The following is a 15,784-nucleotide window of genomic DNA, read 5'->3' as shown; positions in this document are numbered from 1 at the left end:
ACAGTTTGTGACCTAAGGCACAAGTATTAATTCTCAGTCCCACTCAGTGGAAAGTACGAGGCCAATGGCCTGTGCGCCTTTCTGGCAGTGGGGGCTACCAGAAAGGCGCACGGGGGCGTAGCCCCTACTTCTTCCACACCTCGTCGAAGAGCAGAATCCCGTCGATACTCGGCTGAAGTCCGTGCACATTCTGGTTCCACACGTCCAAAGCCGGTCCGGTGCCCCACACCTGCCACGGCAGGGTTTCGTTGGCGCGTTCCTGAATCTTCACGAGGACGGCCTTCTTGTCGTCGTCGCTGATTGCAACACCCAACTCGTCGAGCAACTGATCCATTTCGGCGTCCGAGTAACCCGTGGTGTTGTTACGCCCACCGGTCTTGAGGCCCGTGTAGAGACGTTCGGAGGGGTCCGCCTCGGTGAGGTTGAGAGCAGCGGTCGCCATGTCGTAGTCGCGATCGGCGTACATCCGCTTGACCAGGTCACCGACATTGTTGACGTTCTCGATCTGGACGTCGAACCCGACGGCGTTGAGCATGGCCTGCACAGCGAGTGCCGTGGCCTGCGCCGACGGCTCCTGCATGGTGAGGTAGCTGATCTTGCCGTTGTAACCGTCCGCCTTCGCCTGATCGAGCAGTTCCTTGGCCTTGGCCGGATCCACACCGATCGGAGCGACATCGTTGTGCCAGCGAGACGTGTCCTGGAAGATCACCTGACCCGGAAGTCCCTTGCCGTCATTGGCCCGGACATCAAGGGTGGCCGGATCGACGGCGTATGCCATCGCTTGGCGCACACGCAGATCCGCCCCGGGTCGACCAGGGGCCATGTTGACGTTTGCGATGTAGCCGAGCGAGGGAATGTCGATGAATCCCGGGTAGTCGGACTCCACCAGATCGAGGATCGGCCCCAACGTTCGTATGTAGGCGGCGTCGATGCCACCGGACTTCAACGCCTCGGAGGTGGGCTGTGCACCGAGAATGCTGACCATCTTGAGCTTGTCGACATTCGGCGCGCCGCCGTAGTAATCGGGACGAGCAGCGAGCAGCATTTCCTCGTTGGGAGCAAACTTCTCGAGCGTGAACGCACCGGCGCCGATCGGCGTGAACTGATCACCCTGCTGCGCAGCCGGAGCGACGATCATTCCGGGGCCGGTGGAGAGCATCGGCTCGATTCCCGTCCAGGGATCAACCAGGTTGAAGACGACCGTCGTTGCATCCGGCGTGTCCATCGAGGCGACCTTGGCAATCCACAACCCCGACTGCGGTCCCTTGTTGGTCATGTACCGGTTGATACTCGCCGTGACGGCCTGCGCATCGAAAGGTGTTCCGTCGCTGAACGTCACACCGTCGCGCAGCTTCAACGTCCACGTTGTGCTTTCCGCATTCGGCTCGAGCGACTCCGCCAGCTGCGGTTCAAACGTCTGCTCGATGGGGTCGTATCGCATCAGCACGTCGTAGATTGCACTGAGCTCGCTACCACCGGTGGAGCCGCTCACTTGAGCCTTGGCCGGATCGAGCGTCGTCACCGGCGAGTAGCCGCTGAACGTGAGAGTACCGCCCTTGGTGGGCGATCCGGGATCAGCCTGCTCGTTGACCATTCCGATCTTCAACGACGACCCGGAATCAGCCGACTCGCCTCCGCCCCCGCCCTCGTTGTCGTCATTTCCAGCACATGATGCAAGGAACAAACTTGCGGTGATCGCCAATGCGGCAGCTGCCGCGCGGCGACTACCTGATCGGGAATTGCGGCTCATCGAAACCTCCAGGTCGGTCGTACAACTGCGGTGTGAAGCGAAGTTCTCACAGTTTGTGACCTGAGACACAGTGTTTCGCAAAATAGCCTAAGCTGCGCAAAACGACGGGGGAAACACATGAGACTGAACCGCATGGGACTACTGAAGGACATCGGGAGCTGGCGACGCGGAGCAAAGCTGCAGCGACGCCTACGCGACCTCACCGGAACACTCGTGGTTGTCACCGGAGCCGGCAGTGGCATCGGCCGCGAGACCGCGCTCGCTTTTGCCGCCGAGGGCGCAATCGTCGTTGTGTGCGACGTCAACCTCGAAAGCGCCCAGGACACAGCCGCACTCATCAACCTACCCGCGAGCGCCGGCGGAGCCGAAGCCGTCTTCGGTGGAGGCGCACACGCGTATCACGTGGACGTTTCCGACGAGCACGCCATGACTCGATTCGCGGAAACCGTAGCCGCACACCACGGAGTTCCCGACATCGTCGTCAACAATGCCGGTATCGGTTTTTCGGGAACCTTCGCAGACACCACTGTGGCCCAGTTCGAGCGAGTCATGAACATCAACTTCTGGGGAGTTGTGTACGGCTGCCGCGCCTTCTCACCGATGATGATCAAACGCGGCTCCGGCGGACACATCGTCAACCTCTCGTCCGCCGCGGCATACACACCCCAAAAAGCGTTGACCGCTTACTCGACCAGCAAAGCCGCAGTGTTCATGCTTTCCGATTGCCTGCGCGCAGAACTACTTCCGCACGGAATCGGCGTCAGCACCATCTGCCCGGGGATTGTCGACACCAACATCGTCAAGACCACCGAGTTTGCCGGAACCACTGCAGCGGAACAACTTCGAAACCAAACGAAGGCGGACAACTTCTACCGTCGACGAAACTTCACGCCCGACCGGGTGGCAAGCGCAATCGTCAAGGCAGTGCGAACCAACAAGGCAATTGTGCCCGTCACCCCCGAAGCGAAACTCGGGTACCGACTCAGCCGGTTCTACCCGAGTTCCATGCGCGTCGGAGCCCGCATCAATGCTCTATGAGGCGGGCTCTATGAGGCGGCTGTTAGCTCCCGAATGAAAGACTTCCCGTAAATCCTTGTCGGACGTCGTCTTTCGATCGGGGAAGCACTTCATACGTGTCCGCGTACTGCCCACTGAAGCCGGTCACGGTGATCGGTCGGCCAACCAGAATGGACGCCGGGTCGAGACCCGCCTGCGTGTTCACGAAGATGACAGTGTTTCCTCCCGCTCCCGACACCAAGATCTTGTGTCCGTACGGCAGATCGTCGATGACCGGCGCGCTGACGATGCCGGACACCGTGACAAGCCGTCCCTCACTGCTCTCGCCGATTGCACTGAGCGGCAACCGCTCCGGCCGTACCGCCGGGGCGGAACCAAGACGCGTGACCACGCTCGGACGAATGACAAGCAGGCCCTCCTGATCCGCGAGAACACCACTGACCTCGACCTGGTCACCAACAGTCACAACCGAGTTGTCAGGATCACTGACATAAATGCCCGAATTGCCGCTCTGGAGACCAAATCCCTTGTCATAGAAGCTGGATTCGAAATCCCCGGATGACGTAGTCGCAATTCCCGACACCGTAACCTCGGCGCCGATTGGCAGCGAGCGAACGAGCTCGATCGAATTGACCGCTACCACCGATGGCACCGGAGGCAAAGGTTCGGCAACTGCAGGTGCGCCAGCGAATATTGCTACTCCCACAGCACCTGCAGCCGCCCAAGTCAGAACTCGAACATGATTCATCGATGAATCTCCCCCGTATGTAGTGAACAGCAGACAATGACTTCCGCTGACAATACTGAGCTACGGGCAAATATGAGGCAACCGAAGCCGAAGCGCGGCAAGAACGGTCAGGAACCCGAGCTACCGCTCGACCCGAGTGAGCCTGTTCCACCACCGAGGTCGTCGAGCGGATCAGATCCGTCGATACCGCCCGGGAACAGGTATGCCGTGGACACCGTATTGAGCGACGTACCCGAAGTTGCCGGCGCCTTGGCGCGCCAATTGACGATCGGATTCAACACTCCGAACGGGCCACAACCACTGGCAGACGGAATAGCGAAATCGGTTGTCGCACTCTTGACGGGGCTAACCTTCAACGCCCCCGACGGCGCTACTTCGAAAGCCGGACTGGATTCAGCCGTAGGCGTGAGGTGGAAGTTCACCGGCGCCGTTTCGGATCCCAGGTAGCAGTTGTTGCCGAGGAAAGCGTTGTTGATCTTCATCCGAACCGGGAGGCTGATATCCATGTTGGTGATCAGATCGTTGAAGACGGGCACGCCCACCGCCTGCACTTCAGCCGTGACGCCCGCCAAACCGAATAGATTGTTGAACGGAAGATCGATACCGAGCACACCACCCGGCACGGTCATCGGCTTGGCGTAAACACCGAAATGACCGTCATCGCGTGGCAGAAGAACAGTACTCACACCCTCGCCCGCCCCAGCTTCTGCCGCGATGATCATGTCACCGTCACCAATGGGCAGGTTGAACCCGTTGTTGTTGAAGGTCCCGCTGTTGACCACAACGGACACACAGGATTCGGCGGTCGCCGGACAAACAGCCGCGCCGGGAATCGACTCGGCCACCGGATCTTGAGCCGACGCCATCGGAGCCGATATCGCCAGAACTACGCCGACAGTGCCCGCAACTACAGTCGCGCGAATGCTTGTTTTCTTGTGAGAATTCCGCACAGATGACTCCCTGGTCGAGGTCGAGAAATGGACTGTCGCTGCTTGTGTTCTGCTGGGCGACTGGGCCGCAGGGGAATGTTCTTACTCACAAGTAACAACTAAGAGAGTTATAACACGGCATTTCGACCCGAAGGAAGGGTAAAAGGAAATTTCCTTAAAACGCCCAAACTACCCGAGACGATGTGTAACACTCACTGGCGATGAACACCAGACTTCTGATCACGTGCCTTGCTGCCGCCAGCCTGCTTCTCGCGGCCTGTGGCAACGAATCAGCAACTGAGACAACAAGTTCTGCTTCTCCAACGTCGAACGCCGTTGTTGCGGCAGCCTCATCTGCGGCAAGCTCCGAAACAGCGCCCTCCGAGACGGTGCCACCCACTCCCGCGGAGTCGACGCCCGCGCTTGCGCCACCGCCGCCAGCCTCTGCGGAAGCCACTGCGGCACAACCGTTGCCGCCGGCAGTTACCGAAGCCGGTGCACCCATCGACGCGCGCTCACCGGACGAAATTGTTGCCGGAGCCGGTGAACGAGGTCAGCGTTACCTCGCGGCACTGCGATTGGCGGGAATCCCCCCGAGCGGCATGGATTCCGCCGAGATCCTCTATGCCGACGGAACCTGCAACGCCATCGCCCAGGGCATGCCGCGATCCGAGGTGCTCGCAGAGTTCAAGGCAGTTGGCGACGTGTATGCCCAGGTCACTCCGATGCCGTCACAGCGAATCGCCGAAATCTATGTGGAGACAGCAGAAAACACGTATTGCTGATCAGGCTTTACCGGCCAGCCAGTTGTGCAGCCACGATGTAGCGGTGGTGCCCGAACCGTCGACTACGTAACGGGTGTAGTCGGTATGAACCTGTGACCCGTAGAAATCGACCAACTGATCGACACGCCGATCGTTGGCGCCGGGATCAAGTTGCGCCATGAGAGCGGGAAGCCCACCCGCAGTGATCAAGTCACGCACGATCACAGCCGCCTCGTCGCGCAACGAGAGAGCCGTTGCCGGAGTGGGATCGGAAACTTGCGCCATGAAGCCGGCCAGACGCATCACAAAATCGTCTTCGGGCGTCGAGCAGTACAGATCGCCCGCAGCACACAGAGTGACGGTATCGGCTGACAGCCAACCGAATCCGCCGATGCGAGCACCACTGGCGCCGTTACCTCCAACCCACGGACCGATCAACACATCGGACTCGGCGCGACGCGGATCGGACAGCAGACCGACTCCCGCAACACGATTGGGCGGAACGACGCCGATGCCTGTCCCGATTTCGGCTGCGAGGTCGCCGGCCGCGTCGGCGCCCTGGCTGTACCCGACTATCGCGAATCGAGTGTCGCCGCACGACGCCGCCATCGCCCCGATCATGCCGCGCGCATTGTCGACCGCCTGCCTTTTCGACCTGGCGTAGACATTCGATTCCCATGGGAAAGCGGTGGCCGAGTACGTGACGTAGTCGGTTCGCACCGACGACGGGAGGCCACTGGTGACCGGCGCGAGCATGCCTGCACCGGGCGAAGCGCCTGAGGGCTCCCACGTTCCCGGAATCGCTACGACATACAGTTCGGGGCAGGGCGCTGCGGACGCCGTCGGTGCGCCGACGGCCTGCACTACACCAGCGGCCGCAACAACCGACAACATCGCAACAAAGCGCTTTGCACCCATCAAACACCCCGCATCCGATCGGGCAGACCCCTGTAGTCACCGCAGATATTTGAGCAGCATACTTGGTCAGAGCCCTCCTGTGGCGACCTCAACCAGTACTTTCATCCGGCGACCAGCGGACGCCGCCTCAACTCCTTCGACCACGATGTCCGCAAGGGGGACACATTCCACCCAGTGGTCGAGTGGATAAGCGCCCGACGCCATCCGGTCGATGACGCTCTCGAATTCCTTACGCGAACACGAGAGAGACGACATCACTCGTGCCTCGGTCAACATCAGCGCATACGGGTTGAACTGGAGCGGTTCCTTGTACGTCGCTACCAGGACGACTGCGCCGCGCGCTCGCACCGATGCCAGTGCACTCTCGACTGTCGCTGCGACACCGGCACATTCGAACACCGCGTCGGCGCCGTTCCCGTCCGTTCGCTGGGCGACGGCCGCAGCCAGATCATCGATACCGGGATCGATCACGTCGAACCCCATCTTCGTGGCCACGGATTGGCGTACCGGCGACGGCTCACTCAGCAGAATCCGGTCCACTCCACCGGCCCGGAGGTTGAGGGCAGTCGCGATACCGATGGGCCCCGCTCCCAGGACGAGCGCAAACTGACCTGCCGCCGCGCCGGAGAGCTCTACCGCATGCAGTGCGACGGATAGCGGTTCGATCACCGCGCCCTGCCTGAGAGTCACGGAGTCCGGAAGAACATGCACGGCACTTGCCGGAACTGCGGTGCGCTCCGACAATCCTCCGCCATGCGCGTTGATCCCATGGAAGGCCGCCATTACACACAGATGCTCGAGACCGCTACGGCATCGCGCGCATTGACCACAGTAATAGTTGGGCGCCACCACTACTCGGTCTCCGACAGCCACGTCCACGACACCGGCACCGATCTCACAGATGATTCCGGAGAATTCGTGGCCGAGGACCTGCGGTCCACACGCGCCAGTCAAGGGATGCGGCTGATCGGAAATCCCGTAAGCGTGAATCAAGCCGAGGTCGCTGCCGCAGATGCCGTTGAACGCCACCTCGACCATCACGTAGCCCTCGCGAAGTTCCGGTTCCGGAACATCCTCGACGCGAAGGTCGTCGACGCCATACAGGACAGCCGCCCTCATGCCTTTGCCGCCAATTCGTCTTCGTACTTCTTTGTCATGTGCGCAATCGCGGCATGTTGTGCCTCGTTGTGACTTTCGCGTACCTTGCCCGCCCTGGTCGCCGCGTCGAATGTGGGCTGCGATTGTCCCTGGAAGTGCGGCGCCACTTGCTGCGCGATCAACTCGAACGAGCGCCGAGTTGCGGCGGGGTTCGCCCAGTCGGTACCCATGATCAGCATCGATCCGAACCCACCTGACTGCTCGACGAGTTTGCCGACCAGTTCCCGCGCCTGAGCCGGAGTTCCGATAACGCCCATGCCGGAGTGGTTCATGTACGCGATCATCTGTTCCATGTCGGCGCCGCCGGAGCCGAAGTGCGGGAACGCCGCGACCTTGCCGAAGTAGTCGATCCACTCCCCGAGCCCGAACCGCACATCTTCCTGCGCTTGCTCTTCCGTCTCCGCAATGTGCATGGGGCACACCAGTCGCCACTGGTCACGATCGACGACGGTACCGAACTCGGTGGCACGTTCCTCCATGATCCCGAAGTGATGACCGAGCGCGTCGAAGCCTTCCGGCGTGAGGGTCGCACCGATCGAGAGCAACCCCAGACCGTGCTTACCGGCCAACCGGGGTCCGGTCGGCGAGGCCACGCCGGCGACCACGATGTCGAACATCGGGTGCGAGTACGGACGAAGCTGCAGTTGCGCGTCGACCAGATTATGCGTCTTGGTCTTAGCGGTGACGCGCTCACCGTTCAACAGTCGTACCACGATGTCGAGGTTGTCCTCGAGCAGTTCGCGGCACTCCGTGGGATCGAGTCCGATCATCGACGAGTCGGTCGGCAGTGAACCTGGACCGACACCGAGCATTACGCGGCCACGAGTGAGGTGATCGAGAAGCACCAACCGGTCCGCGACCCAAAGTGGGTTGTGGTAACTGAGCGACGTCACACCGGTGCCGAGCTTGATCCGTTTGGTGCGTTCTGCCGCTGCGGCGATGAAGATCTCGGGGCTGCCGATGATCTCACTGCCCGCGCTGTGGTGCTCACCGATCCACACCTCGTCGAAATCGAGACGATCGAGGTGCTCCACCAGCTCCAGGTCACGTTGCAACGCCAGCGTCGGGTTCTGTCCAACCGCATGATGCGGTGCTACGAAAGCACCGAAACGTAGCCTGCCCATGGAAATACTCCTCAATATCGATTGAACCAGTCGATACGACGCTAGAATTAGTTCTAGCTCAGCACCAGTGCACTTTGGGGGACATCAGTGAGTGACATCGCGTTGACCGCCGTCGAATACGAGCGGGTTTTCGCAGTCCTCGATCGCTGCGATTCGGTGCGAACGGTGACGGAGTTCCGGGACGTCATAGTCGAGGCGATACCCGCAGCATTCCCCATCCGGCACGCATCCTGTTTCGTAGGCGACACCTTCGAGAGCCAGTTCACCGACCGGAACGCCACGGTCACAGCTGCCGGCTCCGGCTCCGGCAGCTGGGAGACGATCAAGGCGAATTACCAAGAACATTGGGCACGCCACGACGTATTCAATCTCCCGCAAGCACGGCAGCAGCTCCAATCGACAAGAGTCGCGTCACTTTCCGAGTTGGGCGGGCTACCCAAGCCTGCGGCGGTTTACGTTCACGAATATCTTCATCCGCACCAGATGCATTCGATCACTGCGATGCACCTCGATCTCGCGGCGGGCGGGCATGCACTGATCGGGCTGTTCGATCCCGACAAAGATGCGATAAGGCCGAAAGATCTTCTGGCTCTTCGACTCTTGGCCCGGCAGCTCTCGATACTCACTCGCGGCCTCCAGACCCTGCCAGGACTCGACCTGTTTGCAAAGCTCACGGCACGCCAACGAGAGGTAGCAACATTGGTCGCCGACGGCCGCAGTAATGCCTCGATCGCCGGGCAACTGAATCTCACCCAGGACACCGTCAAGAAGTACGTCAGCCGAATCCTTGCTGCGACCGGATGCGCGTCCCGCACCGAGCTGGCGATCGATGTTCGACGCCAATCTTTCTGATCAGTCGCCACTCGGATAGACCGGCTTCACGAAAAACCGCACCCCACCGTCGTGGTGGGGTGCGGTTTTGTACGTCTCGTGCGACTAGCGCTGCGGAGCCGCCGTCGGGAGGATCGGAGCCGGAAGCGCCGTCTCACCTTCGAGGTAGGTGTCCACAGCAGCTGCTGCGGAACGTCCCTCGGCGATGGCCCAGACGATCAGGGACTGACCGCGGCCCATGTCTCCGGCCACGAAGACACCGTCGACGTTGGTGTTCCACTTGGACGTGCGGGCGACGTTGCCGCGCTCGTTCAGGTCGACACCGAGATCGGTGAGCAGACCCGGCTTTTCGGGTCCGACGAAGCCCATCGCCAGGAACACGAGGTCGGCTTCGAGCTCGAAGTCCGAGCCCTCGACCTTCTCGAAGCGACCCGACTTCATCTCGACCTCGTGAGCCTTGAGGCCGGTGACCTTGCCGTCTTCACCGACAAACTTCTCGGTGTTGACGGAGAACAGGCGCTCGCCGCCCTCCTCGTGAGCCGAAGCCACGCGGTACATCAACGGGTAAGTCGGCCACGGAGTCTGCTCGGCGCGAGTCTCCGGCGGGCGCGGCATGATCTCGAACTGATGGACGCTGGCAGCGCCCTGACGGTGCGAGGTACCGAGGCAGTCGGCTCCGGTGTCGCCGCCACCGATGATGACAACCTTCTTGCCCTTGGCATCGATGGTCGGAGCATCGAGATCACCGAGCTGAACGCGGTTGGCGATCGGGAGGTACTCCATTGCCTGGTGGATGCCGTCGAGTTCGCGGCCGGGGATCGGCAGGTCGCGAGCTGCGGTAGCGCCGCCGGCCAGAACCACTGCGTCGAACTGCTCGCGCAGCTCGTCAGCCGTGATGTCCACGCCCACATTGACGTTGGTCTTGAAGACGGTGCCTTCGGCTTCCATCTGCTCGAGACGGCGGTCGATGTGGCGCTTCTCCATCTTGAACTCGGGGATGCCGTAGCGCAGCAGGCCACCGATGCGGTCAGCCCGCTCGAAGACCGTCACTGCGTGACCGGCGCGGGTCAGCTGCTGCGCTGCAGCCAGACCGGCCGGACCGCTGCCGACAACTGCGACGCGCTTGTTGGTGGAACGAGCGGCGCGAACCGGCTTGACCCATCCCTCGTCGAAGGCCTTGTCGATGATCTCGACCTCGACCTGCTTGATGGTGACCGGATCCTGGTTGATGCCCAGGACACAGGACGCCTCACACGGCGCGGGGCACAGGCGACCGGTGAACTCCGGGAAGTTGTTGGTCGCATGCAGACGCTCGATAGCGTCGTGCCAGTGGTCCTTGTACACCAGGTCGTTCCACTCGGGAATCAAGTTTCCGAGAGGGCAACCATTGTGGCAGAACGGAATTCCACAGTCCATGCAACGGCTGGCCTGGGTCTTGAGGTTTTCCTTCGGGAACTCCTCGTACACCTCTTTCCAGTCGAGCAAGCGCAGTGGAACGGGACGACGGACCGGCAATTCGCGCGAACCGTGCTTCAGGAAACCGCTTGGATCACCCACGAGCTGCCTCCATGATTGCCTCGTCGACGTTTGCGCCGCGGATTTCGGCGTCCTTGATTGCCATCAGTACCTTCTTGTAGTCACGCGGCATCACCTTGGCGAAGTGGGTCACCTGCTGGGACCAGTCCGCGAGGATCCGCGCAGCAACCTCGGAACCTGTTTCGTCGCGGTGCCTTTCGATGACACTCTTGAGCCAGACGTACTCGTCGCCCTCGAGGTCCTCGATATCCACCAGTTCGCTGTTGACGTTGGCTTCGAAATCACGGTCCGGATTGAAGACGAAGGCGACGCCACCGGACATGCCGGCACCGAAGTTACGTCCGGTCTTACCGAGAATGACCACCTTGCCGCCGGTCATGTACTCGCAACCATGATCGCCCACACCCTCGACGACGGCAGTGGCGCCGGAGTTACGGACTGCGAAGCGTTCGCCGACGATCCCACGCAGCAGAGCCTCGCCGCTGGTCGCGCCGAACAGGATCACGTTGCCACCGATGATGTTGTCCTCGGCGACAAAGCCTTCCGCTGCGTTGAGCGGCGGGCGTACGACGATGCGTCCACCCGAGAGGCCCTTGCCGACGAAGTCGTTGGCGTCGCCGTTCAGGCGCAGGGTCATACCGCGGGGCACGAAAGCACCGAAGCTGTTACCGGCGGAACCGGTGAACGTGATGTCGATGGTGTTGTCGGGCAAGCCCTCTCCACCGAACGCCTTGGTGACCTCGTGGCCGAGCATGGTGCCGACCGTGCGGTTGACGTTGGTGATCGCGGACTCGAATACGACCGACTCACCCTTGTCGAGTGCATTGCGTGCGGAGACGATCAGCTGCTGATCGAGCGCCTTGTCGAGGCCGTGATCCTGCGTGCCCGTGCAGTGGACATCCTGATCCATGAACGCGGACTCGACCTGGGTGAGGATCGGCGACAGATCGAGATTGCCTGCCTTGCTTCCCTTCCAGTGATCGAGAGCGCGTGTGGTGTCCAGCATGTCGACCTGGCCGACTGCTTCGAGCAGCGTGCGGAAACCGAGTTCCGCGAGAAGCTCGCGAACCTCTTCGGCGATGAACATGAAGAAGTTCTCGACGAATTCCGGCTTGCCACTGAAACGCTTGCGCAGCACCGGGTTCTGCGTCGCAACACCAACGGGGCAGGTGTCGAGATGGCAGACGCGCATCATGATGCAGCCCGAGACCACCAGCGGTGCGGTGGCGAAACCGAACTCCTCGCCGCCGAGCAGAGCAGCAACAACAACGTCGCGACCCGTCTTGAGCTGGCCGTCGACCTGCACGACGATGCGGTCACGAAGACCGTTGAGCAGCAACGTCTGCTGGGTCTCGGCGAGGCCGAGCTCCCACGGTGCGCCGGCGTGCTTGACGGAGGTCAGCGGGGTGGCACCGGTGCCACCGTCGTGACCGGAGATCAGAACGACGTCGGCATGTGCCTTGGAGACACCGGCCGCGACGGTTCCGACGCCGACCTCGGAGACCAGCTTCACGTGGATGCGGGCCTGCGGGTTGGCGTTCTTCAGGTCGTGGATCAGCTGAGCGAGATCCTCGATCGAGTAGATGTCGTGGTGCGGCGGCGGCGAGATGAGTCCGACGCCAGGCGTGGAGTGCCGAACCTCGGCCACCCACGGGTACACCTTGTGAGCCGGAAGCTGGCCGCCCTCACCGGGCTTGGCTCCCTGCGCCATCTTGATCTGGATGTCGGTGCAGTTGGTCAGGTAGTGCGACGTGACACCGAAGCGTCCCGACGCGACCTGCTTGATCGCACTGCGACGCGAATCACCGTTCTCGTCCGGCGTGAAGCGTGACGGATGTTCGCCGCCCTCACCGGAATTGGAGCGAGCGCCCAGACGGTTCATCGCGATGGCGAGGGTCTCGTGAGCCTCGGCGGAGATGGAACCGTAGCTCATCGCACCCGTCGAGAAACGCTTGACGATCTCGCTGGCCGGCTCGACCTCGTCGATCGAGATCGACGGCCGCTTGCCGATGTTGAAGTCGAACAGACCACGCAGAGCCGCAAGGCGCTCCGACTGGTCGTTGACCATGGTCGTGTACTCCTTGAACACCTCGTACTGACCGGTGCGAGTTGCATGCTGGAGCTTGAAGACCGTGTCCGGGTTGAACAGGTGGTACTCGCCCTCACGACGCCACTGGTACTCGCCGCCGACCTCGAGCTCGCGGTGAGCGCGCTCTTCCGGACGATCGAGGTACGCGACGCGGTGACGTGCAGCTACATCGGCTGCGATCTGATCGAGGCCGATACCGCCGAGCTGCGACTGCAGTCCGGTGAAGTACTCGTCCGTCAGCTCCTGCGACAGGCCGATGACCTGGAACAGCTGAGCACCGGTGTACGACGCGAGCGTCGAGATGCCCATCTTGGACATCACCTTCAGGACACCCTTGCCGGCTGCCTTGATGTAGTTGGCGATGCCCTTCTCGAGGGTCAGACCCTCGAGTTCCTTGTTCTGCAGGAACTCGTCGATGGTCTCGAAAGCCATGTACGGGTTGACCGCGGCAGCACCGAAGCCGATGAGGAGCGCCATGTGGTGCACCTCGCGGGCGTCGCCGGCCTCGACGATGAGACCGACCTTGGTGCGCGACTTCTCGCGAACCAGGTGGTGGTGCACAGCCGAGGTCAGGAGCAGCGACGGGATCGGTGCGTAATCCTCGGTGGACTCGCGATCCGAGAGCACGACGAGGCGTGCGCCACCCGCGATTGCCTGCGAAACCTGGTACTTGATGCCGTCGAGCGCACGACGGATACCGTCGCCGCCTTCCTTGACGGGGTACAGGCCACGGATGACAACACTGCGGAAGCCGGGGAATTCGCCGTCGTCGTTGACGTGAACAAGCTTCGACAGATCGTCGTTGTGCAGGATCGGCTGCGGGAGCGCGATCTGCTTGCAGGAATCAGCGCTCGGGTGCAACAGGTCGCCCTCGGGGCCGAGCGTGGCACCGAGGCTGGTGACAACCTCTTCACGAATAGCGTCGAGTGGCGGGTTGGTGACCTGAGCGAACAGCTGCGAGAAGTAGTCGAACAGCATCCGCGGGCGTGCGGAGAGCACGGCGATCGGAGTGTCGGTACCCATCGAGCCCAGAGCCTCGGCACCCGAGAGGGCCATCGGCTTGACGAGGAGGTTGACCTCTTCGCTCGTGAAACCGAAGAGCTGCTGACGCAGAACGACACGCTCGTGCGACATGTACGTGTACGGGCGATCCGGCAGATCGTCCATGTGGATCAGACCTTCGTCGATCCACTCCTGGTACGGATGCTCGGCAGCGAGTTCCGACTTCAGTTCGTCGTCGCTGATGATCCGGCCCTGAGCCGTGTCGACAAGGAACATGCGGCCGGGCTGCAGGCGGACCTTCTTGACGACGGTGGACGGATCGATCGGCAGAACGCCGACCTCCGACGCCATGACAACAAGACCGTCCTCGGTGATCCACAGACGCGACGGACGCAGACCGTTGCGGTCCAGCACGGCGCCGATGACGGTGCCGTCGGTGAAGCACACCGACGCCGGTCCGTCCCAAGGCTCCATGAGAGCCGAGTGGTATTCGTAGAACGCCCGACGAGCGGGGTCCATGCTCTCGTGCTTCTCCCAGGCTTCCGGGATCATCATGAGAACTGCGTGCGGCAGGCTGCGGCCGGCGAGGTGCAGCATCTCGAGCACCTCGTCGAAACGAGCGGTGTCGGATGCGCCCTGCGTACAGATCGGGAAGATCTTCTCGAGGTTCTCGCGGCCACCGAAGACGTCGCTGTCGATGAGGGACTCGCGAGCGCGCATCCAGTTCTCGTTGCCGGTGACCGTGTTGATCTCACCGTTGTGAGCGACCCGACGGAACGGGTGCGCCAGCGGCCACGACGGGAACGTGTTGGTGGAGAAGCGCGAGTGGACGAGGCCCAGCGCGCTCTCGACACGATCGTCCTGCAGATCCAGGTAGAAACCCTTGAGCTGCGGGGTGGTGAGCATGCCCTTGTATACGAAGGTCTGGCCGGAGAGGCTGGGGAAGTACACCGTCTCGCTACCCGGGCCGCCCTTGCCTGCGCCCGCGCTGCCGAGCTCGTGCTCGGTGCGCTTACGCACGACGTAAGCACGACGCTCCAGGTCCATGCCGGTGAACTTGTCACCCTCGGAACCGATAAAGATCTGACGGAACGTCGGCATCGCGTCGCGCGCCAATGCGCCGAGCGACGAGTCGTCGGTTCCGACCTCACGCCAACCTAGAACCGTCAGGCCCTCTTCGACGACGATCTTCTCGACCGCGGCAGCAGCCTCGTGAGCTTCGGCGTCGCCCTGGGGCAGGAATGCGATACCCGTTGCGTACGCGCCTTCGGCGGGCAGCGAGAAGTCCACGACAGCTCGGAAGAACTTGTCGGGAACCTGCAGCAGGATGCCCGCGCCGTCACCCGTGTTGGGTTCGGATCCGGCAGCGCCGCGGTGCTCGAGGTTCACCAGAGCGGTAATCGCCTTTTCGACGATGTCGCGACTGCGGCGACCCTTCATGTCGACAACAAATGCGACTCCACAGGAGTCGTGCTCATTGGACGGGTGATAGAGGCCCTGGGGGCCTGGAAGTTGCTTCATACCCAGCCTTCGTATGCCATAAATATGCACCGACGACCAGCAACGCTGATGGTCATCAACTTGCAATGCAAGTTCGTAAGCACCGGCACGACGATGTGTCCGGCACAGTCGGTTGAAACTTCTGCGAGTCAACCGTGTAACGAAAACGATAATTCAGAACCCCAGCATGCGCGCAACTAAGGTAGCCCTATATTTGCTCTGAACTGCGGCGATGCAGGACGCCCGAGAGCGCCTCGGAAAGATTCAGGGCTGCGTTCGTGCAGAAAAGTTCCGCTTCACAGGATACCGAATCCCCAGGCAACCGGCCTAAAAGTGCGACAAATGCAACAACTGGCCGCAGCGATAAAGATCAGCTGCGGCCAGTGTGTCTGAAACTGTAGCAAAAGTTGATCGATCA

11 protein-coding genes are annotated in these 15,784 nt (G+C 61.8%); 3 read left to right on the top strand and 8 right to left on the bottom strand.

What is annotated here, in order from left to right:
• Positions 1-124: 124 nt before the first annotated feature.
• A complete protein-coding gene (locus KYT97_RS19855) occupies positions 125-1,750 on the bottom strand; it encodes an ABC transporter substrate-binding protein (RefSeq protein WP_219110507.1) in 1,626 nt (541 codons plus the stop codon).
• 132 nt (positions 1,751-1,882) lie between these two features.
• Here KYT97_RS19855 and KYT97_RS19850 point away from each other — a divergent pair, with 132 nt between their 5' ends.
• A complete protein-coding gene (locus tag KYT97_RS19850; RefSeq protein WP_219110506.1) occupies positions 1,883-2,788 on the top strand; it encodes an SDR family NAD(P)-dependent oxidoreductase in 906 nt (301 codons plus the stop codon).
• Positions 2,789-2,810: 22 nt separating this feature from the next.
• Here the strand turns inward: KYT97_RS19850 and KYT97_RS19845 are convergent, their stop codons facing one another.
• Complete coding sequence (locus tag KYT97_RS19845) at positions 2,811-3,515, bottom strand: single stranded DNA-binding domain-containing protein (RefSeq protein WP_245005874.1); 705 nt, start codon at positions 3,513-3,515, stop codon at positions 2,811-2,813.
• A 107-nt stretch (positions 3,516-3,622) separates the two neighbouring features.
• The gene (locus KYT97_RS19840; RefSeq protein ID WP_245005873.1) at positions 3,623-4,465 is read right to left on the bottom strand and encodes a hypothetical protein; all 843 of its coding nucleotides are present in this window, start codon (positions 4,463-4,465) and stop codon (positions 3,623-3,625) included.
• Between the two features lie 200 nt (positions 4,466-4,665).
• Here KYT97_RS19840 and KYT97_RS19835 point away from each other — a divergent pair, with 200 nt between their 5' ends.
• A complete protein-coding gene (locus tag KYT97_RS19835; RefSeq protein WP_219110505.1) occupies positions 4,666-5,229 on the top strand; it encodes a DUF732 domain-containing protein in 564 nt (187 codons plus the stop codon).
• Here KYT97_RS19835 and KYT97_RS19830 read toward each other — a convergent pair whose 3' ends face one another.
• From KYT97_RS19830 to KYT97_RS19820, 3 genes are all read right to left on the bottom strand, one after another.
• Positions 5,230-6,126: a cutinase family protein gene (locus tag KYT97_RS19830; RefSeq protein WP_033235346.1), complete on the bottom strand. Its 897-nt coding sequence runs from the start codon at positions 6,124-6,126 to the stop codon at positions 5,230-5,232.
• Positions 6,127-6,192: 66 nt separating this feature from the next.
• On the bottom strand, positions 6,193-7,245 hold the full coding sequence (locus tag KYT97_RS19825; protein WP_045066160.1) for a 2,3-butanediol dehydrogenase: 1,053 nt from the start codon (positions 7,243-7,245) through the stop codon (positions 6,193-6,195).
• The gene (locus KYT97_RS19820; RefSeq protein WP_033235345.1) at positions 7,242-8,408 is read right to left on the bottom strand and encodes an LLM class flavin-dependent oxidoreductase; all 1,167 of its coding nucleotides are present in this window, start codon (positions 8,406-8,408) and stop codon (positions 7,242-7,244) included. Before KYT97_RS19820 ends, KYT97_RS19825 begins: the two co-directional genes overlap by 4 nt.
• 87 nt (positions 8,409-8,495) lie before the next feature.
• Between KYT97_RS19820 and KYT97_RS19815 the strand changes: the two genes are divergently transcribed.
• The gene (locus tag KYT97_RS19815; protein ID WP_045066158.1) at positions 8,496-9,260 is read left to right on the top strand and encodes a helix-turn-helix transcriptional regulator; all 765 of its coding nucleotides are present in this window, start codon (positions 8,496-8,498) and stop codon (positions 9,258-9,260) included.
• 84 nt (positions 9,261-9,344) lie between these two features.
• Here KYT97_RS19815 and KYT97_RS19810 read toward each other — a convergent pair whose 3' ends face one another.
• Together KYT97_RS19810 and gltB are read right to left on the bottom strand one after the other, a co-directional pair.
• Complete coding sequence (locus tag KYT97_RS19810; RefSeq protein ID WP_045066156.1) at positions 9,345-10,796, bottom strand: glutamate synthase subunit beta; 1,452 nt, start codon at positions 10,794-10,796, stop codon at positions 9,345-9,347.
• Positions 10,789-15,387 carry a glutamate synthase large subunit gene (gene gltB / locus KYT97_RS19805; RefSeq protein WP_219110504.1) on the bottom strand — a complete coding sequence of 1,533 codons (4,599 nt, stop codon included), beginning with the start codon at positions 15,385-15,387 and terminating at the stop codon, positions 10,789-10,791. Before gltB ends, KYT97_RS19810 begins: the two co-directional genes overlap by 8 nt.
• Between the last annotated feature and the right edge of the window lie 397 nt (positions 15,388-15,784).

Source organism: Rhodococcus globerulus, from assembly GCF_019334125.1.
In the GTDB taxonomy this organism is placed as follows: Bacteria; Actinomycetota; Actinomycetes; order Mycobacteriales; family Mycobacteriaceae; genus Rhodococcus_F; species Rhodococcus_F globerula.
The sequence above is the reverse complement of the archived record's forward strand: the minus strand, read 5'-3'. Positions and strand labels throughout refer to the sequence as shown.